16 protein-coding genes and 1 pseudogene are annotated in these 23,765 nt (G+C 58.7%); 11 read left to right on the top strand and 6 right to left on the bottom strand.

The annotated features are described in order from the left end of the window. Positions 1 to 13: 13 nt before the first annotated feature. Positions 14 to 340, bottom strand: coding sequence for a 4Fe-4S dicluster domain-containing protein (locus C1722_RS09425; RefSeq protein ID WP_102379003.1), 327 nt, complete (start codon positions 338 to 340; stop codon positions 14 to 16). After that, positions 341 to 2,509: a molybdopterin-containing oxidoreductase family protein gene (locus C1722_RS09420; RefSeq protein WP_102379002.1), complete on the bottom strand. Its 2,169-nt coding sequence runs from the start codon at positions 2,507 to 2,509 to the stop codon at positions 341 to 343. Positions 2,510 to 2,746: 237 nt separating this feature from the next. On the opposite strand from C1722_RS09420, the gene C1722_RS09415 reads away from it, so the two are divergent. Both C1722_RS09415 and C1722_RS09410 read left to right on the top strand, forming a co-directional pair. Next, the gene (locus C1722_RS09415) at positions 2,747 to 4,030 is read left to right on the top strand and encodes a helix-turn-helix domain-containing protein (protein WP_180995114.1); all 1,284 of its coding nucleotides are present in this window, start codon (positions 2,747 to 2,749) and stop codon (positions 4,028 to 4,030) included. A 141-nt stretch (positions 4,031 to 4,171) separates the two neighbouring features. Further along, positions 4,172 to 5,722, top strand: a complete 1,551-nt coding sequence (locus C1722_RS09410) for a response regulator transcription factor (RefSeq protein ID WP_244902515.1) — start codon at positions 4,172 to 4,174, stop codon at positions 5,720 to 5,722. A 147-nt stretch (positions 5,723 to 5,869) separates the two neighbouring features. Here the strand turns inward: C1722_RS09410 and C1722_RS09405 are convergent, their stop codons facing one another. The 3 genes and pseudogenes from C1722_RS09405 to C1722_RS09395 all read right to left on the bottom strand — a co-directional run bounded on the left by C1722_RS09405 (position 5,870) and on the right by C1722_RS09395 (position 10,503). Next, entirely contained in the window at positions 5,870 to 7,561 is a 1,692-nt protein-coding gene (locus C1722_RS09405) for an FAD-dependent oxidoreductase (protein WP_219724310.1), read from the bottom strand. Between the two features lie 52 nt (positions 7,562 to 7,613). Next, positions 7,614 to 8,447 (bottom strand): annotated as a pseudogene (locus C1722_RS09400) (FAD-binding protein); the annotation flags it as partial. A gap of 298 nt (positions 8,448 to 8,745) precedes the next feature. After that, positions 8,746 to 10,503 carry an FAD-binding protein gene (locus C1722_RS09395; RefSeq protein ID WP_102378999.1) on the bottom strand — a complete coding sequence of 586 codons (1,758 nt, stop codon included), beginning with the start codon at positions 10,501 to 10,503 and terminating at the stop codon, positions 8,746 to 8,748. Between the two features lie 175 nt (positions 10,504 to 10,678). Between C1722_RS09395 and C1722_RS09390 the strand changes: the two genes are divergently transcribed. After that, a complete protein-coding gene (locus tag C1722_RS09390; RefSeq protein WP_102378998.1) occupies positions 10,679 to 12,208 on the top strand; it encodes a helix-turn-helix transcriptional regulator in 1,530 nt (509 codons plus the stop codon). Between the two features lie 54 nt (positions 12,209 to 12,262). Here the strand turns inward: C1722_RS09390 and C1722_RS09385 are convergent, their stop codons facing one another. After that, entirely contained in the window at positions 12,263 to 12,517 is a 255-nt protein-coding gene (locus tag C1722_RS09385; protein WP_102378997.1) for a hypothetical protein, read from the bottom strand. Positions 12,518 to 12,878: 361 nt separating this feature from the next. On the opposite strand from C1722_RS09385, the gene C1722_RS09380 reads away from it, so the two are divergent. From C1722_RS09380 to C1722_RS09345, 8 genes are all read left to right on the top strand, one after another. Beyond that, positions 12,879 to 13,343, top strand: a complete 465-nt coding sequence (locus C1722_RS09380; protein WP_102378996.1) for a type II toxin-antitoxin system RelB/DinJ family antitoxin — start codon at positions 12,879 to 12,881, stop codon at positions 13,341 to 13,343. 380 nt (positions 13,344 to 13,723) lie between these two features. Next, positions 13,724 to 15,412 (top strand): ATP-binding protein, encoded by a 1,689-nt coding sequence (locus tag C1722_RS09375; protein ID WP_102378995.1) that lies wholly within the window; start codon positions 13,724 to 13,726, stop codon positions 15,410 to 15,412. A 10-nt stretch (positions 15,413 to 15,422) separates the two neighbouring features. After that, positions 15,423 to 16,094: a response regulator transcription factor gene (locus C1722_RS09370; protein ID WP_219724291.1), complete on the top strand. Its 672-nt coding sequence runs from the start codon at positions 15,423 to 15,425 to the stop codon at positions 16,092 to 16,094. 164 nt (positions 16,095 to 16,258) lie between these two features. After that, complete coding sequence (locus C1722_RS09365) at positions 16,259 to 18,778, top strand: molybdopterin-containing oxidoreductase family protein (RefSeq protein ID WP_102378993.1); 2,520 nt, start codon at positions 16,259 to 16,261, stop codon at positions 18,776 to 18,778. Positions 18,779 to 18,788: 10 nt separating this feature from the next. Then, complete coding sequence (locus C1722_RS09360) at positions 18,789 to 19,349, top strand: 4Fe-4S dicluster domain-containing protein (RefSeq protein WP_102378992.1); 561 nt, start codon at positions 18,789 to 18,791, stop codon at positions 19,347 to 19,349. Positions 19,350 to 20,051: 702 nt separating this feature from the next. Beyond that, positions 20,052 to 20,288: a zinc-ribbon domain-containing protein gene (locus C1722_RS09355; protein WP_102378991.1), complete on the top strand. Its 237-nt coding sequence runs from the start codon at positions 20,052 to 20,054 to the stop codon at positions 20,286 to 20,288. 229 nt (positions 20,289 to 20,517) lie between these two features. Continuing rightward, a complete protein-coding gene (locus tag C1722_RS09350; RefSeq protein ID WP_102378990.1) occupies positions 20,518 to 22,188 on the top strand; it encodes a PucR family transcriptional regulator in 1,671 nt (556 codons plus the stop codon). Between the two features lie 285 nt (positions 22,189 to 22,473). Then, positions 22,474 to 23,715 (top strand): MFS transporter, encoded by a 1,242-nt coding sequence (locus C1722_RS09345; RefSeq protein WP_180995113.1) that lies wholly within the window; start codon positions 22,474 to 22,476, stop codon positions 23,713 to 23,715. The last annotated feature ends 50 nt before the right edge of the window (positions 23,716 to 23,765 follow it).

The following is a 23,765-nucleotide window of genomic DNA, read 5'->3' as shown; positions in this document are numbered from 1 at the left end:
CTTTCGTAGTCGGTTATACGTGCAGGTTCCAGTGGCCGGGACCTTCCATGACGGCAAGCAGTGCATCCTTTTTCCCCACGTAAAGGCACTTGGTGGGGCAGACACTTACGCACAGCGGACGATGGTTCTTCTCGGTGCATGCCGCGCATTTGTCGAGTTGCGGAGCTCCTACGTGGTAATTACGCAGCTCTCCCGCCACTTTCTGGGGTTTTCTGCGGATCATCTCCATCCACAGCTCGTCGTATCCGAACCCGTTTTCCTCTCGGCAGGCAACTTGGCAAGCTTGGCAACCGAGACATGCGTCAACGCGCACGAGCATCCCTATGTTTTCAGTATTCATCTAAGCCTCCATTTTCTTGATGGCGCACAAAGTCGAGCGCATCGGCGCGGTTGCGAAGCTCGGATCGGTCGTATCGCCTCCGCCGGGTATGAGGTTGTTGATGCAGACGTCTTTCCAGTCGTATCCGGGAAGGTTGAGCTCGTCGCAAGAGCTGCGCCATCCGGGGCGGGGAAGCGCTACGACGCCCGGTGCGACCTCAAGCGATACCTGCGCCTTCGCCTTGATGGCGCCGCGCGGCGAACTGATTTCGGTCCAGTCGCCCTCGACGATGCCCGCCTGCGCCGCATCTTCGGGATTGATGACTACGAAAGGATACGGATAGAGTTCGCGCTGGCCGGGCACGTTGGTCCATGCGGAGTGGAAGAAGCTGTACAGGCGGAATCCGGTCGTGAGGATGAGCGGGAAGTCCTTTGCGGTTTCGGGCTGGCTGTACGGGCTTTCCTTCGGCTCGTGGTACACGGGCAACGGTTCGTAGCCGAACGCGGTCATCGTGGTGCTGTAGAATTCGATTCGGCCGCTCGGGGTCATGAATCCGGGTTGCCCATCGGGGCGAAGCATGCCTTTCTCGTACTTCTTGAACTCCCTGCCTGAAAGCGATGCGGGCGTGTCGATGTACTCCTTGTCAACGTATTCGTCCCAGGTGAGGTCAAGGCCATGGTAGGTCTTGATGCGCCAGAGCACCATGTCCTTCTCGTCGTCCCACGGCCACAGCTCGGGGTCGAGCCGCTTGCCCCATTCCAGGTAGAACTTCCAGTCGTCCCAGCATTCGCCCGGGGGGTCGACGGCGCGCGGCGAGGAGATCAGCCGTCCTTTGAACGTTTCCTCGTCGATGGTGTCGCGCTCGGACCAGTCGCACGAGGGCAGCACAAGGTCGGCGAGCTGTGCGGTCGGCGTCAGGTAGAAATCTTTGACTGCGATGAACTCGAGGTTGGGCGAGGTGAGCGCCTCAGCGACCTTCTGCGGAGCTTCGTAGCAGTTCAACGCGTCGTTGGCAACGAATACCATCATCTTGATGGGCCACGGTTCTTCGGTTACGACCGCATCGAACGTATCGTAGGGCACGTTCGAATTGCCGAACGCGGCGAAAGCGGGATACTTCTGGCTGCCGATGAGCTTTGCTTCGGGCGCGTTGAAATTCCAATCGGCCGGAATAAGCGTGAGCTCGGGGTTCGATATCGGACCGGGTGCGAACATGAATCCCCCTGCTACATCGACCGGGCCGCAGAGGCCGACGAGGCAGGTGAGCGCGCGGCCGCTCTGCACGGCGTTCGAATGCATGCATCCAGGGCCGAGCATGGGGTAGAACGTCGTGGGCTTTTCTCCGCCCATCATACGGGCTGCTTCAACGATCTTTTCGGCCGGGACCCAGGTCACCTCTTCCGTTTTCTCGGGCGTCCACTCTTCGACCATCTGTGCCAGCTCGTCGAAGCCATACGTCCAGTTGGCGATGAACTCCTTATCGTAGAGGCATTCTTCGATGATCACGTGCATAAGGCCGAGTGCAAGGGCGCCGTCGGTTCCCGGTCGCACCTGTAAGAACAGATCCGCCTCCATGGCGAGGTCGTTGAAGCGAGGGTCGATGGCGATGATCTTGGCTCCGTTTTCGTCGCGGTTGCGCAGCATCTCTTTTACTTCGGACAGCATGACGATCGGGCTGATACCCCACAGGACGATCGTCTTGGCATGGGCGACATCCGCCCCTTGCATTTGCCCCGCGCCGAGCGTGAGCGCATGGGGCATGATGTTGGGGATAAGGCATACGTGCAGAGGCGAAAGGCTCCAACCCTTGTTTCCAATCGTGCTCTTGAGGCGCTGGCCCCAATCGTTGGACGTGCGGCTCGTCCCCTGCGATACGATGATTGATTCCGGGCCGTATGCTTCTCGGATGCGTTTCACGTTTGATGCGAGCATATCGAGCGCTTCGTCCCAGGAAATCTGCTCCCATTTGCCCTCGCCGCGTTTCCCTATGCGCTTGAGCGGGTGCGTGACCCTGTTCTTGTCCTCGTGGATGAACCGCTGCGTGACGCCGCTGCCGCAGAACGCGCCCTTCGAAACGGGATTATTCGGATCGCCCTCGATCCTGACGATCCTGTTTTCCTCCGAATACACGATGGCGCCGCATCGTTGGTGGCACCCCGTACAGACGGTGCGGGTTCGTTTCGTCTCCATATGAACCTCCTTCTCGTCATGGTTGGCAAAGTGCTTCGCCGTAGGTTCATTGTTGGCCGAATAGGGGAAAAGCGACTCAACCGAGCAAGGGGGAATCGGGGGAACTTGTCTCAGCCTTGTGGTGTGATCTTTGCGTTTCCCCAGCTTCGGGGCATGCAATGTCGCGGGTCATTCGCGCGTGCGGAGGCGGATGATGCTACACTGGTTTCAAACGGCCGGGGGTGTGAGAATATCGTTATGGTCCATGAATCCGCCAAAAATCTTGTTTCGGAGATCCGCGCATCGCTTCCTGTCGCGGCAGGCACGGGCTTGGCGCTCGGAGCATGCGTTGTTGCGCTGTTCGACGCCATCGGCGGTTTGGATCCGGCTGTGGCTATCGCGCTGGTTTTTGCGGTTGCGGCTTCCGTGGCATGGCTTTCGGTACTCCGCGCGCATACGGTTGCCTACCTCGATCAAACGGCTCCTGTCGGCGCTATTGTCGCTGGGATGGCGAGCGTCGTCGGATTGACGGTGCCGGTCTCTGCGCGGCTTTGGGTATGCATCGCGTATGTGGCGCTGAGTGTCGGCTTATGCGCGGCTTCGCAGTTTCGGCTTGCGCGTGGGCGAAGCGGAGGCGGGTGCGAAGGCGATGGCGAGCAGCAGGCTGAGCAGGGATATCCTCCCGGCATTCTGGCTAAGCCGTTGGCGTATCTCATTGCGTATGCGGCTGTATACGGCGTTGCGCTCGGACTGCTCTACGCTGCGCATGCGCCGTGGCTCGCATCGGTGCTCGGGGGCTGGGGGTTCGGCTGCGGCCTGGCCATTGCCGGAGTGGCCGTGTGGGGCATCCGCTTGTTCGGCACCGCCGCACGAGGCCTCGATGTCATCACACGCTTTTCGCTCGTCGCCGTCGTCGCCGGCTTTCTCTTTTTGCTGCAGCCGGGCATGCCCGAAGCATCGCTCGGTGTGCTCGCGTTCGGAGCCGGATTGTTCTCCTATGCGCTCATCCGCATGGCTCTCGATCTGTCCGAAGCGTTCGCCCTTCCCCGGTGGACGGCGCAGGGGGTCGCGCTTCTGTTCGCGCTTCTGTTTGCAGCAGGTGCAGGCGTGGGCTGGCTGCTCGTGCAAGCCGGCTTGGTCGGATCGGATTTGAACGGCCTCACGATCGGGGCCGTTCTTGCCATCGTGATCGTGACGGTGTACGGCTTGAGCTCCGACCGGCGCTGGACGGCTCACGAGCTGAAGGGCATCGACGGTTCGGAAGGGGAGCTTCACGGTAGGGGAGGCACGTGGCGCAGCGCGTGCGACGCTGTAGCCGAGCAGTACGGCTTAACGCGGCGCGAGCGGGAGGTGTTCGAACTTCTCGCCAAGGGGCGCAATGCCGCATCGATCGAGAAGACGCTTGTCATATCGAATCACACGGTGAAAAGCCACATGCTCAACATATATCGCAAGCTCGGCATTCACTCGCATCAGGAGCTCATCGACGCTATCGAGGAAAAGCGGGCGCAACAGAGCGGTACCGAAGGCCCATTGCGGTGATGCGGAGCCCGTCGCTTCGAGTATTCGCACACTTTACAGCACTAGAGGTTTCGGGATGAGGTTATCCGATTGCGGCTATAATGGATCGATCGAGTACGGGCGCCCGGTAAAGCGGGCAGGCGAAGAAAGCCGATTGATGCAGTGAGCAGTGGCAACCGACAAGAGCAGGGCATCGCGCGCATGGTTGCGCGCTTCACGCCGCTTCGGCGGTTCGGCTGGTCTTTCTTGCTCGCCTGGGTGTTCTGCGTGTTCTACACCGAGGTGGTCGAGGGGTATACGGGCAAGCTCGGCGTGTGGCTCGGGGCGTACGGGTCGTTCGAGCTCTTGTTCTTCACCGGGTTTCCCGTGTTCATGTCGGTTGTCATGCTCGTCGCCATCGTGCTCGGCGAAAAGCGGTTCGGGTCTCCGACCGAGCATCCATCCCTCTTCTTCGTCGCGCCTGTTGCGACGGCGCTTTCGACCCCGCTTCTGTTCGGTATTACGGGAGATGTCGCGCTTACGGTTGCTCTGTTCGTTTTCGGTGCTGTACTCACCGGGTTCGGCAGCGGGTTCATGTGGGTGATGTGGGGCGAGTACTACGCTCGCGTTTCCCAGGAGGACGGCGAGTTCCTCGCTCCTGCGTCGGCGATCTTCTCGGCCCTGCTCGTGCTGCTCGTATCGGCGATGGACGGCTGGATCGCGCTTGCGTTCGTGACCTCGCTGCCGCTTCTTTCGGGGCTGTGCTTCTATCTCTCCTGGAAAGATGTGGGCGGAGCGGCCACTGCGGAGCATTCGGGAGCTTCGGAGCAAAAGGCGTACGACGATGCGCGCAACCTCGCCAAGCAGAGCCTTGTGAGCGTGCTCGCTTCGATGGGCAGGGCAGGGCTCGGCATACTGGTGGCGTGTCTGTTCGTGTGTTTGCTCGGAACGTTCTGGCCGGCTCCCGACAAGCATGCCCCCGAATTCCAGGCGGTGCTGCTCGCGAGCATCGCGTTCATGGCCGTCGTCTCGTTCGCTTCGACGGTGGGTCCCCGACGCATCTCGATCGCGTTTCTCTACCGATGGATGTGCCCTGCGCTCGTGATGGGGTTCGTGGCGTTGATCCTGTTCGGTACGGGCTTTGGAGGATACTGGGCGTTTCTGGTATCCATTGCTGCGCGCTTCGCATTCTGCGTGATAACCCAGCTGTACTTCGCGCGGTATGCGGTGGCGGGAAAGGCGACGGCGGTGCAGTCGTACGGTCTCGGCTGGATCTTCGTCCACCTCGGCGATTTTCTCGGCGTTCTGCTGTATGCGGGGCTGACCGAACCTCTCGGCGACGGCAGCCTTTCTGTGGTGCAGGTGGCAGCGGTGTCGATTGCGGTGCTCGTGGTGGTTACCATGTTCGTGCTGAACGACACCAAAAGCTTTGCGTTTGATCAGGGGGGCTCGCGTGACGGTTCCGCGGACGCCCCGGCGGCCCGATCCGACGAGGTGGACGGTCGGGAGCATTCGGGCGCGGAACTCGCCGACCGAATCCGCGAACTAGCGGTGCACTTCGAGCTGACGCCTCGCGAAACCGAGGTGTTCGAGCTGCTCGCGCGTGGAAGGTCCATACCCTATGTGCGCGATGCGCTCGTCATATCGAAGGAGACGGCGGCGACCCATGCGAAGCACATCTACGCGAAGCTCGGGGTCCATTCGCGACAAGAGCTGATCGATCTGGTCCACTGAGGCGGTTGCGGGGCGGCGCTCGAAGGCGTACCGGCTTGCGCACCGTGCGCGGTTGACGCCGGCGCACCGGCTTCCCGCAACCGCTCTGCTCGAAAAGAAAGGGCTCCGACGGGAGCCCTTTCGGTGTGCAGCGCGTTGCTTCGATTTCTACGATGCGCCGAGCGCATGCTTGGCTGCGATGCGGGCGAACGTGGCCACGCGTCCGGCGTTGATGCCGGTGAAGTTGCTCGGGTAGTTGTGGGGATAGAATCCGCCTTGGTCGTTGCCGCAGACGTAGAGATTCTCGATCACGGTGCCGTCCTCGCGCAGCGGCTGGCTGTTCGTGTCGGTCACGACGCCATGGGTGGTGACGAGCAGCTCGCCGGCGATGCGCGCTGCGTAATAGGGAGGCTCGTCGACCGCGCTCATGCGGAACGGCTCCTTGCCGAAGTCCTCGTCTTTTCCGGCTGCAACCAGCTCGTTGTAGCGTTCGACTGATGCGACGAATGCGGCGGTCTTGTCGGCGTCGAAGCCCATAGCGCTTGCGAGCTCCTCGAGCGTGTCGGCCTTCTTGATGGCGCCGCTCTCAAGGTTGGGAGCGAACCAGAAGCTGTCGAGGTGCTCTTTGCTCATGGCTTCGCAGTCGTACACGTCGGCGTTGAACGCGGTGCCCGAAGGCGCGGGGGCAAGACGCGAGCAGCCGCAGGTGTCGAACTGCACGATGTCGTCCCAGTAGCTCGCGTCCCAGATTTCCCACGAGAAGTGGCCGGGCTGGTTGAGGCCGCCCGAATAGCTCATCGGGTAGCACTGGTCCTCGTTCATGAAGCGCTCGCCGTTGGCATTGACGTGGAGGAACGGCTGGCTTCCCGGCAAAAAGATCTGCCCTTGCCACGGGCGCCCGAACCCGGTGTCGTCGTTCATGAGGCCGCGGTTCCAGATCATGCACGAGCCGCCCTGCTCAAGATAGGCTCCTGCCCAAAGCGCCATCCGGATGCCGTCGCCCTCTTCGGTTACGCTGTCGCCGAGTACGCAGTACTCCGATACGACAGGGCAGAGGTCCTTGAGCATTTCCTCGTTGGCCCCGTAGCCGCCGGTGCAGATGATGACGCCCTTGTTCGCGTTCACCTGGATGTTGCCCCGATCCTTCGAAGTGGCGATGACGCCGGTGACTTTGCCCGCATCGTCCTGGACGAGCTGCTGGGCGGGCGAGGTGAACAGGATCTCGCCGCCGAGCTCCATGAACACCTCGCGCATCATCTCGAGGTGCATGTAAGCGCCGTAGTTGGGGCCGTCGGGGTTGTACTCGTCGAGGCAGGGGTTGTAGCACATGGCCGGGTAGTACGCCTCGGGGGCGACATCGGGCGAAGGGCAGTGCCACTCGAACGGGAAGAGCATTCCCTTGGGTTCGAGCGTCTCTTTCATCCACTCGATCATCTCGCCGGATTTTTCCGCCCAGGTCTTGTACATGAGCATGTTCGCATCGCCGGACTGCGTCATGTTGGCATGGTTCATGAGCTTGGCGGGGTCTTCGTAGTGATCGGGTTCGAGGTTCGAGTTGAGTGCACCGATGGCCTCGCGCGCCATCGCGATATCGCCGCCCTTCTCGATTACGATGACCTTCGCGCCTTCTTGCGCGGCGGTGGTTGCGGCGACGAGCCCGCCGTTGCCGGCGCCGACGACGACGATGTCGGCCTCAAGCGTTTCTGCAATGTCGGTGATAGGTTCGGGCTTGTCGCGCCACGATGCGGATGCGCCGGCGTCGGTCTTTCCCGTTGAGCCCGTCTCGCCCGAAGCGCTCGGGGCGCATCCTGCGAGTGCACCGGTTGCGGCAAGGGCTCCCGTTGCGGTGAGTCCTGCCANCGGTTACGCTGTCGCCGAGTACGCAGTACTCCGATACGACAGGGCAGAGGTCCTTGAGCATTTCCTCGTTGGCCCCGTAGCCGCCGGTGCAGATGATGACGCCCTTGTTCGCGTTCACCTGGATGTTGCCCCGATCCTTCGAAGTGGCGATGACGCCGGTGACTTTGCCCGCATCGTCCTGGACGAGCTGCTGGGCGGGCGAGGTGAACAGGATCTCGCCGCCGAGCTCCATGAACACCTCGCGCATCATCTCGAGGTGCATGTAAGCGCCGTAGTTGGGGCCGTCGGGGTTGTACTCGTCGAGGCAGGGGTTGTAGCACATGGCCGGGTAGTACGCCTCGGGGGCGACATCGGGCGAAGGGCAGTGCCACTCGAACGGGAAGAGCATTCCCTTGGGTTCGAGCGTCTCTTTCATCCACTCGATCATCTCGCCGGATTTTTCCGCCCAGGTCTTGTACATGAGCATGTTCGCATCGCCGGACTGCGTCATGTTGGCATGGTTCATGAGCTTGGCGGGGTCTTCGTAGTGATCGGGTTCGAGGTTCGAGTTGAGTGCACCGATGGCCTCGCGCGCCATCGCGATATCGCCGCCCTTCTCGATTACGATGACCTTCGCGCCTTCTTGCGCGGCGGTGGTTGCGGCGACGAGCCCGCCGTTGCCGGCGCCGACGACGACGATGTCGGCCTCAAGCGTTTCTGCAATGTCGGTGATAGGTTCGGGCTTGTCGCGCCACGATGCGGATGCGCCGGCGTCGGTCTTTCCCGTTGAGCCCGTCTCGCCCGAAGCGCTCGGGGCGCATCCTGCGAGTGCACCGGTTGCGGCAAGGGCTCCCGTTGCGGTGAGTCCTGCCAGAAAGCTGCGGCGGCTGATGGTTTTCTCTCCCATGATTTCCTCCCAAAGTAATCGTTGGTTCTACCGTGTTCGTCGACCGAGCTTTCTTCGAGCGCTTGGTTCGCGCCGAAGGCTCGGCTGGCGGATGGACGGTTCTCACTATAGGAGGCGAAAACGTGCCTGCCATCGCGCGATTGCGGGTATTGTCGGGCTTGAAACGCCGGAAGGAACTATACCCGAAAAGGGGTGAGGGAACCTGTTTTACCTGATAGATATGCCGATAGAGAAACCTGAAAGGGCCCGCGCTCGATTTTGAACGCAGGCCCTTTCGTGGGAGGGAGACAGGTATGCGCTAGACGCCCTTCGCGGCGTTTTCTCCGGCTACCTTGCCGTAGTACATGGCCATGGAGTGGCTCGTGCCGGAGAGCTTGAAGGGGTACTTGACGGCGAAGCGATCGCCTTGGGCATTGCCGGAAACGTAGAGGCCCGGAATGATGTCGCGCTCGGTCGAGATCACGTGGGCGTTTTCGTCGGAGGAAAGTCCGCCCATCGTGCACAGGCACAGGCCCACGCCCATGCGTTGAGCGTAAAAGGGACCGTCCTGCACGGGAAGGAGGTACTTCTCCTTCTTGCCGAAGTCCTCGTCGTATCCCGCAGCGCACAGCTCGTTGTAGCGCTCGACCGATTTCACCGCCTCTTCGGCATCCATCCCTTCGATCGAGGCGAACAGCTCCTCAAGCGTCTCGCCCTTGAAGATGGTTCCGTCGCCCACGCGTGCATCGAATTCTTCCAGGGGCGAAGCGAACGTATTGATGAAGAGGGGAAGCTGCTCGTCGAGGTGGGAATCGAAGACGAGGAACGCCTTGCGTTTGGGCTGCATGTCGAACGCGAATTCGCATTCGGTGGCGGCCACGTCTTCGTTCTGGAAGCGCTTGCCGTGGTAGTTGAGGCGCAGAAGCGGCGCGGTCAAGCCCATCGAGGCATCCTGGGCATCCGTGTCGCCCGGACCGCCCATCACGTGCACCATCGGCGCCTGGTACTGCGAGAAAGCAGCGCCCGCCCAAAAACCCATCTTGTAGACATCGCCCGTGTTGGTGCGATTTCCCTCGACGTCCATATTCGGCCAGGGGTTGCCGTTGCCGTTCTCAACGACGGCGGGGAAGAAGTAAGCCATCATGTCGGGGTTGGAACCGCAATCGCCGCACGAGAGGATGACGCCTTTGGCGGCGTTCACCTTCTTATACAGACCCGTGTCGGCGTTGCGCACGTACACGCCCGTGCAGGTTCCGTCTTCCATGATGAGCTTTTCGGCGAAGTGACCGAAATACGCCGTGCCGCCCTTGTCTATGCCTTTCTGCAGATTCGCGTTCACCACGTGCGGATGATCGGTGAACGAGAGGTTCTCTGGGTATGCTGCCTGGTTTTCGTTCTTGTAGTCGATCGATGGATCGCTCATCGACGAGACGGCTACCGGATGATCGGGGTCGCCCATCATGCCGATTACCTCGCCGGGTTCGGGGAAGTACAGCTCGTCGTCGCCGGCGCACCACCAATCGAATGCGTCGGCGCAGTTATAGGCCCACTTGCGAATGATGGAATAGTTGGTGATGCTCGAGCAATCGGTGAACTCGTGATTGATCACCTCGTCGAGATCGAAGGTGCCGAGGTTGAACCGCTCGGTCATCGAGCCGTTCAGATAGGCGTACTGGCTCGAGCGCACGCTCGGTTCGGCTCCCTTCTCGAAGCCGGCTACGCTCGCACCTGCTTCGACTGCCGCGCGAAAAGCAGCGACGCCGGAAACGCCGAGGCCCACGATGGCTACGTCGACGTCGATCTCCTCCTCGACATCCGCATCGGCGATCTCGGGCGGGTTGGCCGGCCAGGGATAGTTCGCACCCGTGGGGCTTACGGCAAGCTCTTCGCCCGCGCCCCCGGTGGCTGCATTGGCGGCCGAGCCGGAGTTCGCTGCCGGCTGGGCGGCGCATCCTCCGAGCATGGCCAAGGCGCTTGTGCCGACAGCGGTAGCGGCGGCTCCTGATAGGAATGCGCGGCGCGATAGTCCTTCTCTGCGCTCGGGCGCGATGTTCTCGTCCGAATCGAATCGAGTCATGATCTCCTCCTTGATGATCGGTTGCACAACGTATCCGAGCCTACGTTGGTTGTGCGCTGCGGTCGATCATCGCGTTGCGTGAGAGGCATCACCGTTTTGCAGTATATTGTCTTCGGAGCCATCAAAATCGTTTCTCTGGAGGCTTCGTGCGGTACAATTTGCGCGGGAGGAGAATATGAACGACAGCCATGCATTTTTGCGGTACCTCAACGCTCGATCCAAGCTTGTGCTTCGGCCGTCGTTGCTTCTGCTCGGTCCCTTTTTGGCATCGATGCCGTTCTTTATTCCGAATGCGCGCATTATCCGTGATCTGTCCGGCAATGCTGCGGGAGTCGATAGCCTCGTGCTCGCCATGGCTGCGGCATGCTTGGTGCTGTCGGTGGTTCTCGGACTCTATGCGGTAAAGAAGCCCCGATGGGCGGGATTCGGCGGAGCCGCTCTCTGCGCTGCAGCCGTGGTGTACGTGTTGTCGCAAGCCGCCCTCTGGGTCCTGCTGCTCGCGGAACGGGACTTTGGCGCTGCGATTGTCTGCTTGGGCGTTGTGCTCGGGGTGAGTTCGATGCCACTCGTCATGGCGTGGATGGGACGGTACGCGATGGATGTGCGCAACGTGATGCTGTACGGGGCGCTTTCCTGCATCAGCGCATCGCTGCTGGCTTGGGGCTTGTCGCTGCTGCCCGCGGTTCCCGCTGCGATCCTTTTCGTCCTCTGTGCAGTGGCTGGTGGGCTCGCTCCTCATGTAACAGGCGATAGACGATCGACTGGGCAAGGGCGCGAAGCGCGCGGTCTTGAGGCGGCGGCACTATCCGACGCTCCGTCGGGCGCGGGCGTCGTCGGGTTCGGAGATTCTCTTCGCAATCTGCTTTCGGTCATCTGGCTGCCGTTGCTCGGCTTTCTCGTATGCATCTTCGTTTCGGCCTCTTGTGAGTTCAGCTTGGATGGTGCGACATTGCGCAGCGAGTTCATCGGCGGTGCGATAGCGGCGGTTATCGCGATCGCAGTGTGTCTCATGCCGCATAAAACGCCGTTCGTCCTGCTGGTGGAAAAGCTCGTGATCCCCGCATTCGTAGCGGTATCGATAATCCTCGGCGGGTTTCCTGCGGGAAGTTCGCCTTTCTATCTGGGCGCATCGGTCATCTTCTCGCCCATGATGTTCCTTTCGCTTTTCGCCCTCGCGTCGCTTGTCGCTATTGCGGCGGCGGGCGAGTTCTCGCTGCCGTTCGTGTTCGGCGCGGCGTTCTTTTCGGGTAACTTGGTAACGCTGCTCGGTTTGGCGGCGGGGGGAGGTATTGCCTCGTCGGATGCGATGGGCCCGGTGGTTTGGGTAATGATATGCGGTTACTTTGCCGTGGTGATAATCAATCTAGGGTACTCCTCGTGGCGTCAGCTTTTCCGGTTAGGCGACGAAGAGGACGCTGCCTCGTCGGTCGAGGTTGATCCGGAGCTGCTCGAGGCATACCGCCATCAGCAAATCGATGCATTGGCGGTCGAGCGCGGCTTAACGAATCGCGAACGCGAGCTGCTCGAATACCTGAGTCGGGGATACGGGTCGTCCTTCATTGCGAAAACCCTGTTCATATCCGACAACACCGCGCGTACGCACATTCGCAACATCTATCGCAAGCTCGGAGTGTCGTCGCGCGAAGAACTCCTTTCGATCTTCAACGATGGTTCCCGTGCGGACGAGGGCCTTTTGAGCCGATAGCGCGAAGCGGTTTATCGGCGCTTGGCCAAAGGGTTCACGGGGTTCGACGCGATGCTATGCGGCTGCAGGTTGATCCGCTTCACGTTCGTCGGGCGAAACGACGGCAGGGGTGGTTTCGCCCTGATTCGCCGTGGTGCCCGCTTCGGCGAGTGCAGCGCCTTTGCCGAGCGAGAACCCGATGAGGATTCCCGCCATGATGATGCAGATGCCCACCATGATGCACAGGACGATCGCATTGCGCCGCGTTTGACCCTGCTTTCTGAATATCGCCCGCTCTCCGCCCGAATAGATGGAGCTCGACGAGCGCATGTAGGGATTCTCTGCGAGAGGGACGCTGTCGCGTTGAGGGCGGCAGGTGCGGTTTGAAGCGAGCGATGCACCGTGGGGTTGACTGAACGACCCGCTGTTCCGTTTATGTGGCTTGGTGCCGGTGGTGCGCTGCTTTTGCATAAATGCTTACCTACCATACCCGCAAGATGCCCGAATGGCACTAAGTATAGTGGCAAATAATTCGTTTGTACACTACGAATAGTGTGTTTTAACGAAAAATTGTCGATAAATCACCTGATGCCCATTCTAAGGACTGCGGAATGACACGTTTTTTAGCTGTAATACATTGTAATCGTATATAATACTTAAACCTAATATATATTAAATTGCGAGGTATGCCATGTACACAACGGTCAGCGCGCGGCTCGATGCCCGCCTGAAAGAGGAGGCGGAAAGCGTTCTGTCTTCCCTCGGCATATCCCATTCGGCGGCGATAGCGGCGCTTTATTCGCAGATTGTGCTTCAGCAAGGGCTACCGTTCGATCTCAAGTTGCCGCCGAAAAGCACGCGGTTCGGTCTATCGTACTGGGAGCTGCGCGATGCGGTGCGCACTGCGGCAGCGAGATGCGAAGTTGCCAAAGTCTGGCTGCACGGTTCCTATGCTTCCGGAACCGCCGACGGCTCGAGCGCTGTCGAATTGCGGGTCGATGCGATCGACGAAGGATCGGCCTTCGACGTTAATAGGTTCGCCCGCGATTTGGAGGATGCTCTCGGGGTGCCGGTGCATGCGGCGCTGACCTCGAACCTCTCGCGCAAATACCTCGGTTCGATCAAGGAAACCGAAGAGCTTCTCTACGCGCGCTAGCAGACGGTTTTCGCGTTTGCCCGCTTTGTCGTCAAATCAACGAGGTCGATTGCTGGGTTTGGCTCATTGCGATCAGAATTGCACGTATCTGCATGTGATTGTGAAAAGACTTTGCAAGCTGTGGGAGCGCGTGCATATGTCCGCCTACAAAGTCGTCGTGCTTTGTATGGGCGTGTTGTGCGTAACGCAAGAGCCCTTAGCGTCCGATAGTCTCCGGACAAAAAGCCAAAAGCAGCGCCCCGTCTGCCTTGATGTAGCTTCTTACCAAGAGTTGCTTGCACAAGAGGTTCGTACCCGGTATGCCTTTTCCTTGACCTCTCGTTTCATATCTGTCATTCTGCGCGCAGGGGCAAAGGGTCGAAGGGAGCGGGGTTGCTCGATTGAAGAAGCGCAGACTTCATTACCATCTGGCATTGCCGGTTACGGCCATCATCGTGGTGCTGCTGCTGGTGAACATCGCCCTCAGCTCCTCTCTTCAGCGAAAGCAGGCTGAAGACACCATGCGGGATCAGGCCTATATCCTCTCTCAAAACATGAGCGCTATCTGGGATTTCATCTCAGTCAATCAGAGCAGGATCAACTATGACAGGGATGGCGTCTACAACCAGAAGGGACTCTATTGCTCCAAGGCGGGCTTGTCTGTTGGTGCGCTGTTCTCGAAACGTACCGATTACATCATCAGCTATGCTGCGCTGAATCCGAGAAGCGAACAGAATCGCGCTGATGATTTCGAGACGGAGGCGCTCGTTGCCTTTGCGGACGATCCGAGCCTCGAAGAGTACACGGCTTTCGGGAAGGTGAGAGCCGAGGAGGGCTATTTCCGATACGCCGCTCCGTTGCGTATGGATGGCACGTGCGAGAGCTGCCATGGGGGTATCGCCGGAGAAATCGACGAGACGGGATACCCGAAAGAGGGCTTCGTCGACGGTGATCTGGTGGGCATCATCAGCATAGCCACGCCCGTTGGACAGTTCGAGCAGAACTACTTCGAAAATGCGTTGTTGCAGGGCATATTCCTCGTGGTGCTGTCGGCGGGATGCATACTGGCTAGCTACTGGTTCACCCAGAAATACGTATCAAAGCCGCTGGGTAAGCTGGAACGTGCAATCGAACGATCCGGCACCGATCGATCGTACGAGCGGTTGAACGCCGATGCGATCGGAGCAAAAGGGGAGATAAGCAGCCTGGTCTCTTTCTTCAATGATGCCTCGAAGAAGCTCGAGGCCGTTCATCTGGGACTCGAATCGGAGGTCAAGAGGAGAACCCTTGACTTGGAGTCTGCAAATGTGCTTCTGGTCTCGCAGGCCGAGGAGTTGGAAGCTCTGAACGGGCGCCTGAAGGCGGACAACCGATATAAGTCGCATTACTTCACCATGATGAGTCATGAACTCAAGACGCCCCTCACGGCGATTATCGCATATGCGAATATCCTTCGCGAAGCGAGTGGTTCGGCAGGCGACTTGAATGCAGATGCGATAGAGTCCATTGCCAGCAACTCGCGTGACCTTCTGAGGCTTATCGAAAATATCCTGGAATCAGCGAAACTCGAGGCGGGCAGGGCTTCGTTCGAGATGCAGGTGGTCGATACCGATGAGGTGTTCTATCATCTGGAATCATCCCTGACGTCGTTAGCCGCAGAGCGTAATCTCGCTTTATCGTTCTTCAGATCGAAGCACATGCCGCTGTTTCTTGCGGATTCGGTCAAGTTGTCCCATATCTTGGAAAACCTGATCAGCAACGCTATCAAGCATACGCCCAGCAATGGCTACGTCATCATCGAATCGTATCATTGCAAGAAGGACGAAACCGTAAGGTTCCGCGTTATCGATAACGGTACGGGCATACCGGAGGAGGAACAGCGCGCAATCTTCGAGGAATTCGTGCAGGCAAGCGATCATATGGACAAACCTACGAGCGGCAGTGGTCTTGGGCTTGCTCTGGCGAAGGAATACGCGGAGTTGCATGGCGGGTCCATCCAAGTAAAGAGCACGGTCGGGGAAGGCAGCATCTTCACGGTCGTCCTTCCCTATGTTGCGGTGGTATCCGAGGGGGGAGAGGATGATGTCTAACAGGATTCTTGTGGCCGACGATGAGCCCAGCGTGCTCAAGGTAGTCAAATACTATGCGGAGAAGAACGGCTATCGGGTTGATACCGCCTCCGATGGTGAGTCGGCACTGCGGTTATTCCAAGACGCAACTCCCGATCTGGTCGTTTTGGATATCATGATGCCGGGACTCAACGGTTTCGAGGTTTGCGAGGCGATTCGCGAAGTTGATATCAGGGTCCCTGTGATCTTTCTTACAGCGAAGGGTGATCTGGTCGATAAGGGCATGGGATTCAAGCTGGGGGCAGACGATTACGTGACGAAGCCTTTCGAGCCCGAAGAGCTGATCATGAGGATAGGGACCTGCCTACGCCGACGCGATGCATTTCCAGTGGAAAGAAAGAATCCAGGCGTAATCGATTTGGGCGATCTCTCCGTTGACCTAAGCTCGAAAACCGTGGTCGTCCGCGGTGCGGAGGTGTCTCTCACGGCAAAGGAATTCGATCTGCTGGCATTTCTTGCACAGCATCCGACGGAAGCGATCTCTCGCGTGCGTCTTCTGCAGGGTGTATGGGGAGAAGACTATATAGGTGATTCCGGCGTCGTTGCGGTGGTGGTCCGCAAGGTCAGGGAAAAGGTCGAGGAGAATCCGGCTAAACCGCATCATCTGCTAACCGAATGGGGGTATGGCTACCGTCTTGTGTGAACGGCGGCAAGGCCATCTCGGGTGCGGCAAGTCCAATGCTTTGCGCGGTCTTAATAATTCGTAATATTTCTTAATGGGTTCCTTAATATCTGGCATTGGCTGCGTTGGTAACCTGTCTCCGACGAGTGGGCGCTAGGGAGAGCGTTAGTGAGGAGGAGGGTCTTATGAGCGATGTTAGTCTCAATTCTTTCAAGATGGACATGAGCAGAAGGGGTTTTGTCGCTGCGGCAGCCGGAGTTGCCGGTTTGGCGCTTGCCGGCTGCCAACCTGCAGACCAGACTGGGAAGGTCGCAGAAACCGCTGCAGAAGCCACCGTGAAAACGGTGGGCGTTGCCAGCGGGTACAACTGCTCGTATTGCTATCTGCAGGGCAAGATCAAGGACGGCAAGATCATCGGCGTAGAGCCGGGTCCGCTACCCAATCGCCCCGGCAACAGCAACGCTTGCGCGCGCTGCATGGCGTTCGTTGAGAAGGTGCAGGACGAAAACGCACGCATCCTGCATCCCATGAGGCGCACGGGCGAGCGGGGTTCTGGCCAGTTCGAGCAGATCAGCTGGGATGAAGCCATCGAAGAGATTTCCGCGAAGCTGAAAGCCGTCATGGAAAAGAACCCGCAGGCGGCAAGTTTCTGGGGAATGACCGGAAACCTGACGACGCTGGCGAACCAGTCCGTTAACCGTTTCGCATTTAACATCGGCGCCTCTACTTGGGAGCCCGAACACATCATGGGAGACCACGGCGAGTCGATCGGCATGTTCATGACCTGCGGCGACCCGGCTCCCGGTCATGATGGCGAAGACTGGTACAATTCGAAGTTCCTGTTGTTCTTCGGTGCCAACAAAGTAGACACCTACACGCCCGTGGCTCGCCATATCGCCGAGGCGCGGCGCCGGGGCACCAAACTGGTAGTTGTCGATCCGCGCCTGAGCTCAACGGCCGCAATGGCCGACCAATGGGTCCCCATCAATCCCGGCACCGATCCCGCGCTCATTCTGGCGATGATGAACCTCATCTTCCAGAACGACCTGCATGACAAGGCCTATCTCGCCAACTACACGTGCGCCCCACTGCTGGTCAACGATGAGACCGGTGAGTACCTACATCCGTCTGAGGGCACGTACTGCGCTTGGGATACTGCAAGCAATTCCGTGGTCGAGATCGACCCTGCAGATGCCGGAGGCAAGGACGATCAGACTTCTGGTCCCGAAAGCACCCTTGCGCTCACGGGTTCTTTCAACGTTGATGGTGTAAACTGCCATCCCGCTATGGACGATCTGATGGCTGAGGCTGCCAAGTGGCCGATTGATCGCACGGCCGAGGTGACGGGCGTTCCCGCTGAGGTTATTCAGCAGCTTGCCCTAGAATACGCGGAGGCTACGCCAGCGGGTATCCAGGTAACACAGGGCACGAACCGCACCCGCTATACCTATGCCACTTCGCGCGCGGCTGTCACATTGGGTGCCGTCTGCGGCAACATCGGCAAGTCTGGGGGCGGCGTGGGTCGCGAGCATTTAGGCGTTCCCATTGCTACGACGGGCGATGCGGTGAACTTCATCAGCGCCGGTTCCATTTTCAACGATGGCGAATGGTACGACGTAGGTGAGAAATCCGACGCTTTCGGTGCTTTCTACGAAGTACTGCTCGGACCCTACAGCCTCATGGCTGACGAGCTCATCGCGGGCAACGCGTTCAAGTCTTCCGAATTCTACGATGCCGCCCTCACGGGTAATCCGGTGCCGGTGGACTTTCTCTACATTGCCATCTCGAACTTTATCAACCAGAGTCCCGATGCCAACAAGATCATCAACGAGGTGTTCCCGGCCATCGACTTCATCGTGACGGCTGACCCGTTCCGGACCTGGACCACCGAGTACTCCGATATTGTGCTGCCCGTTGCCACCTACTGGGAGTGCTGGGACGTGACCAACGATGGCCCGTTCGTACGTATGAATCAGCCGCAGATCGAACGCATGGGCGAAAGCAAGTCCGACTGCGAAATCTTCTCTCTTCTCGCCAAAGAGCTAGGCGTTGGCGATTATTGGAGCAAGACGGACGAGGAATGGGTGCGTACGTTCCTGGGGGGAAGCGAGCATCCCGGCATGGAGTCTTTCGACATGGACGAGATGCTCAAGACCGGCATCTTCGCTCGCGATGACGGAGTGTACGGACCCTCCTACCCGTTCGGCGACAAGAAGTTCAGCACGCCCACCGGACGTATCGAATTCTACAGAGACGATCTGGTTCCTTTCGGCGAGCAGGTCCCGACATGCCAACGCGTCGACGACAACCCTGAAGACGCCTTCAAGGACACCTACCCCCTGCAGTTCATACAGTGGCACAGCCGCGCCGCTGTGCATACGCAGGGTATGCTGCCTACGGCCATCAAGGCTATCGAGGCCGAGCCGTATCTGGTGATGAACGCCGTTGACGCCGATGCGCGCGGAATCGCTCACGACGACGTGGTCCGTGCGTTCAACGATCGCGGATCCATGAAGCTTCGCGCATTCGTTTCGGATGGCATCATCCCGGGCACTACCGGCATGTCGCAGGGTTGGACGCCCGAGCAGTTTATCGAGGGTCACTACCAGATGCTGACGCATTACACCAAGAACGCGGTTGAGGAGTTCATAAGTGCTACCAGCAGCCCGTTCAACGACGTCCGCATTCAAGTTGAGAAGGCGTAAGGAGGCAACGATGACGTACGGAATGCTTATCGATACGCGCTACTGCTCGGGTTGTCAGACCTGCGTGGTCAGCTGCAAAATGTCCAACCAGGTTAGCGACGATGCGTTTTACAGCCACGTAATCAGCTTGGATGGGGATGTTCTCTACCAGGCGACGGGCACCTTTCCGAATGTTACCATGAAGTTCCGTCCGACGCTTTGCAACCATTGCGAGAGCCCGGTCTGCTTCGCGAATTGCCCGACGGGGGCGATCGCGAAGGATGCCGAAACCGGCATAGTGGCAATCGACAAGGATCTCTGCATCGGATGCGGCGATTGTGCGGTTACCTGTCCGTATGAGATTCCTGTCGTGGTCAAGGACGAGGGGATTGCAGGAAAATGCGACTTTTGTTCTACCCGCGTAGCGGATGGCGAGCTGCCGTACTGCGTGGCGGCGTGTCCGACCCGCACGCGCTACTTCGGCGATATCGATGATCCCGATAGCGAGATTTCGAAGATGATCACCGACTTTGAGGCGGAGGTCTACATGCCGGAAGCCGGTACCAATCCCTCTGTGTTCTACGTCGTGTAGCGGTTGGCGGCTTTTCTCGATTCTGCTACTTCGAAACATGTCGATATGCGCCCGAGGCCTTTTCGGCCTCGGGCGCTTCCCTATTCATGCAATTCTTTCACTGCGGACTCGTCTCCATCGCCCTACGCGGAAGACGGCATATAGATGCAGATTCCTGACTTTCCGCTTGCTGTCGCCCTATCCAGAGCGGCTGAAATCGCTTTTGGAAAGCAGGTAGGCGAACGGAGCACGTGCTTCCTCCTTGTCCATGAAGGGCTCCTTCATAACACTGAACGATGGCGAAGCTTTCCATCGTTCGGCTCAAAGGCCCCTCTGCAATTACTCGTTCGAACCCATGGTTTGCTCTGTTGAGTCACGTTTGGTTGCGAGGCTAAAGACTCGTTCGGACGTTTCGGATCGCATTTAGGAGATTAGGCTGAAACCAGTAGTCCTTTCCCTCATACGAACCTCAGTATGAGGAAGAATCAGACATCTAGTCTGAGGACTCATGGCCGGTATCAAGCAAATCGTGGGATGCGAACCAACGCTTCCTCTGGAAGAATAATGTGCAGTTGCTACGGTTCGGGATTGGTTGCCCGCAACCGCATGGCAGCGAGCGTGCGACAGCCTATGCATGGTTTGTGCGGATATCGACGATTCGAAGACGCGATGCAGATGTTGTGAGCATAATGAAAAAGTAGTTTGTGAGAGAAAGGAAACGATATGTGCTTCAGACCACCCACTATCGAAGCCGGCCCCGTTAAGTGCCCCAAGTGCGGAGCAGAGGTCGATCCTACGGCAGACAAGTGCCCGAACTGCGGAGCGGAGGCTACGCCTGCTCCCGGTATGCCCGGCGTCCCCGGTGCCCCCGGTGCGCCCAAGGCCCCTGGTGCGCCTGGCGTCCCCGGTGCCCCGAAGGCACCCGGCGCTCCCAGTGCGCCGAAGGCTCCCGGCCAATAGGAACAGCACTACCGCAATAGCGTCGGACCCCGCAAGAAGCTGCTTTCTTGCGGGGTCCGACTGGTTTGCGCGTTCGGGAAATCGCTTTTCGGGGTGAGACCGTCCGATTCGCACGCCCGTTAGGTAAACCGTACCTTTCGGCTTACGCTTGCGGCGCTATCGGGTATTGGGTATCCTGTTCCAAGTTTCACCATGCAATCGCAATCAACATCTCTGGGGGAGGTAGGCGATGCGCAACGATTTTCCCCTTCACGACGATGAAGGCACGTCGTTTGGATTCGGTGCTGGGTCGGCGCTTCGGCTGGGCGACGTGAGTTACAACATGCTTTTGGAAGCCATCAAAGGGTTCGAGCTGCTTCATGTGCCGGAAAGCTGCTCGAAGCGGTTTACCTGGTATGCTTCCATCCCGAGTAAAAGGAAGTATTTCGATTGGAGTCATCGCAGGGATGTTCTGTTTCTCTGCCATGACGAGATAGCCGAAAGCCTTCTCGACGATAATCCGAGCAGCTTCTGCGTCGTGCTGACCGACGAGGAGCAGGTTCCTGATTGGGCAACTCTCAAGAGCCGTCGCAATCGCGTTGTGATCGTGAAGCAGAACAAGAGGTTCTACTCGTACGATTCGAAGCTCCAATCGTTGTTCGTGAACGATCTCATTTGGGAAAACGAAATGGATCGGGTCGTATACAACCGCGGACGGCTCGATCGGCTGATCTCTCTCAGCGAGGATATGCTCGGCAACTTCGTGTGCATTACCGATACGGGGTATAACCTGATCGCTTACTCGCGCGGCATCGAGCCTCCCGAAGAGGGGTATCGGTACCTGGTTGACAACAACTGCTACAGCGAGCACGAGGTGAAGGAGATCGAAGAACAGGTATTGGCAAACGTCGGGGAGAAAAGCCGGCTGGTATTCTGCGGGCCGAACGAGAGGCATCGGCACCCTGCATTGCACTACCCGGTTTTTATCGACAACGCCTACCTGTTCCACGTCGTTCTCGTATGCGAGAACGGTTCGATAGAGAGCTTGCGGGATCTTTTCCTGAAGTTCATGAGGCGCGTCATTTCGATATGCAACGATTTTTGGAAAACGACCGTCAACCTCGAATCGCCGTGGCATCGGGTCCTCGCGGGATTGATCGACGAAGAGCCGATGACCGAGGATTACATCGATGCGCAGTTGGCGAAAACAGCCATTCCCGCATCCGAGCAGTTCAGGCTGCTTCGCTTCCAGTTCAGCTCCCGGAAGCCGTTCCAAGAGCGCTCGCACGTGATCGAGGCTGCAAAAAACCTCAACAACGGGTTCGTGTACCCGTTCATGCACGAGGGCGATCTGCTCGTTTTGCTCTACTCCGCCTCGATAAGCGAAGCGGCACTGTCCGGCAGGGGAGTGTACAGCGATGTGGACGAACACATATACAAACCGTTCGGAATCGCCGCAGGCGCCTCCCAGGTGTTCTTCGACGTGCGGGATATCGAGCTCGCTCATCGCCAGGCGTCGATAGCGTATGCGATGCGCGCTCCGTTGAGAAACGAATTCGAGGCGCTGTACGGGTTTGCCGATATTCCCTGCTACGCGTTCGAGCACATACTGAAATACTACATTCTGACCGAGGGTTGCGACTCCGATCTCGTGGAGTTTTCTTTCGACCACAGCATTTTGAAAAGGCTCGCCGAAGAAGACAAAGCCGCCGGTACCGAAATCGCTAAGTTGGTCTGGGTCTATTTGAACAACGGCCGCAACGCGACTGATACGGCGAAGCTCGTACATGTCCATCGGAACACGGTTCTGTACCATATATCGAGATTGGAAAAGCGCTTCGACATCTCGTTTGAGTCCCCGTCGCTCAGAAGCCGCATGATACTCGACTACCATCGATTGCTCCTTGAAGACCACCTGTAGCTTGACCTGCGCTCCTAGCCTCTTTTCCAAATAATGCCCCCTAATTTGTAATCTTCGCCAATGCGCGGTTCTCGCTTCGTTTCATACAATGCAAACAGTGTAGGAAGCGAGTGCGCACCTCCTTGGACGAGGCGGTTTGAACGATGAGGATGCGTACCTCGAGCTGGCCGGCGATTCGTACTGCACACAGCTAATTCAGGGGATCTTCTGGAATAAGGAATACGTATGCAGATAAAGCGCATGAGCGCTCTGGCTGCATGCATCCCACAACAAAGGGGGTTGTGTATGTTCACACTGAAGAACAAGAACGTCCAGGCTGCCATCGTCCTGGCGCTGGTCTGGCTCGGCGTGTTTATCGCGTCGTATGCGCAGAACCAGCTGGCAGGCATGTCTGTGCAGTTCATGGAGCACTACGGCTTCACGCCCGAACAGTATGCATCGATTTATTCCGCCTCGCAGTTCATCGGAATCTTCTTCGCTTTCGTGTCGGGCATCCTTTCCGACAAGATCGGAACCCGAAACATCGTGCTCATCGCAGCCGGCATGGTTCTGATTGCGACCGTTGCGCGTATTTTCGCTTTCTCGTTCGAAGCGCAGTACATTTCCAACATGTTCTGCGGCTTCACGGGCATGTTCATGGCCGTTAACCGCGCCAAGATCCTCGGCGGTTGGTTCCCGCCTGCCACGATCGCTCTGGCCGTCGGCATAGCCACCACGACCACGCCGGTTGCGAATACGCTCGGCGTGGGCCTGACGTCGCTCATGCCCTCCATCGAGTTCGCATTCATCGTGACGGCTGTGGTATCCGCGGTGTTCTTCATCGGTTGGTTCTTGTTCGGCAAAGAGCGCTCCGATGAGATTGCGGCGGCGGAAGACAAAGCCAAGGGCGAAGACAGCGGAAAGGTTCTCAAGAGTCTCGTCGAGATCATCAAGACGCCGTGGATCTGGGTACTGTGCGGCGGCGCGTTTTTCCTCATGGCCGCCCAGGTGCCGCTGATGGCGTTTACGAACGCGTCGCTGGTGAACGCCCGCGGTCTCGATCCGGTTGCCGCCGGCGGTTTCGCAACGGCGATCACCATCGGCATGGGTATCGGTTCGGTCGTGACCCCGCTCATCGTCAAAGCCATCAAGGCCTACCGTCCGGTCATCGTCATCTACGCCGTCATCACCGCTCTCGGCATCTACTTCGGCTGGCAGATGCCGGTCGGCGTCATCATGTACGTCGTGTACTTCATCACCGGTTGGTGCCTCGGTGCGCTGCTCGCGATGATCTTCACGTGGCCCGTCATGATTTACGGGCGCGAGAAGGCGGCTACGGCGGGCGGCTTGGTTCAGACGTTCGTTCTGGCGGGCGCTTCGCTTGCCCTGACGAACATAACCATTCCTTTGGCCGGCGGCGGTTCGAACTTCGAAATGCTCTTCACCATCGCGGCTGTGTATCTGGTCGTCGGAGGCATTCTTATGTTCTTGATTCCCGATCAGGGCAAGAAGCTCGGGGCCAAGAAGAAGGCTGCCGAAGAGCAGTAAGCCGAAACAAGACAAGGAACGTTCTCTCAAAGTTACATCCGAGCGAAAGG

It is taken from the genome of Raoultibacter timonensis (assembly GCF_900240215.1).
Taxonomy (GTDB): domain Bacteria; phylum Actinomycetota; class Coriobacteriia; order Coriobacteriales; family Eggerthellaceae; genus Raoultibacter; species Raoultibacter timonensis.
Note: the sequence above shows the minus strand (reverse complement) of the source record. Positions and strands in the feature narration are given on the sequence as shown.

Coding starts and splice junctions, on each gene's coding strand:
- C1722_RS09425 (WP_102379003.1), bottom strand. CDS start 340: ATGAATACTGAAAACATAGGGATGCTCGTGCGCGTTGACGCATGTCTC.
- C1722_RS09395 (WP_102378999.1), bottom strand. CDS start 10,503: ATGACTCGATTCGATTCGGACGAGAACATCGCGCCCGAGCGCAGAGAA.
- C1722_RS09390 (WP_102378998.1), top strand. CDS start 10,679: ATGAACGACAGCCATGCATTTTTGCGGTACCTCAACGCTCGATCCAAG.
- C1722_RS09350 (WP_102378990.1), top strand. CDS start 20,518: ATGCGCAACGATTTTCCCCTTCACGACGATGAAGGCACGTCGTTTGGA.
- C1722_RS09365 (WP_102378993.1), top strand. CDS start 16,259: ATGAGCGATGTTAGTCTCAATTCTTTCAAGATGGACATGAGCAGAAGG.
- C1722_RS09345 (WP_180995113.1), top strand. CDS start 22,474: ATGTTCACACTGAAGAACAAGAACGTCCAGGCTGCCATCGTCCTGGCG.
- C1722_RS09355 (WP_102378991.1), top strand. CDS start 20,052: ATGTGCTTCAGACCACCCACTATCGAAGCCGGCCCCGTTAAGTGCCCC.
- C1722_RS09420 (WP_102379002.1), bottom strand. CDS start 2,509: ATGGAGACGAAACGAACCCGCACCGTCTGTACGGGGTGCCACCAACGA.
- C1722_RS09380 (WP_102378996.1), top strand. CDS start 12,879: ATGTACACAACGGTCAGCGCGCGGCTCGATGCCCGCCTGAAAGAGGAG.
- C1722_RS09385 (WP_102378997.1), bottom strand. CDS start 12,517: ATGCGCTCGTCGAGCTCCATCTATTCGGGCGGAGAGCGGGCGATATTC.
- C1722_RS09415 (WP_180995114.1), top strand. CDS start 2,747: ATGGTCCATGAATCCGCCAAAAATCTTGTTTCGGAGATCCGCGCATCG.
- C1722_RS09360 (WP_102378992.1), top strand. CDS start 18,789: ATGACGTACGGAATGCTTATCGATACGCGCTACTGCTCGGGTTGTCAG.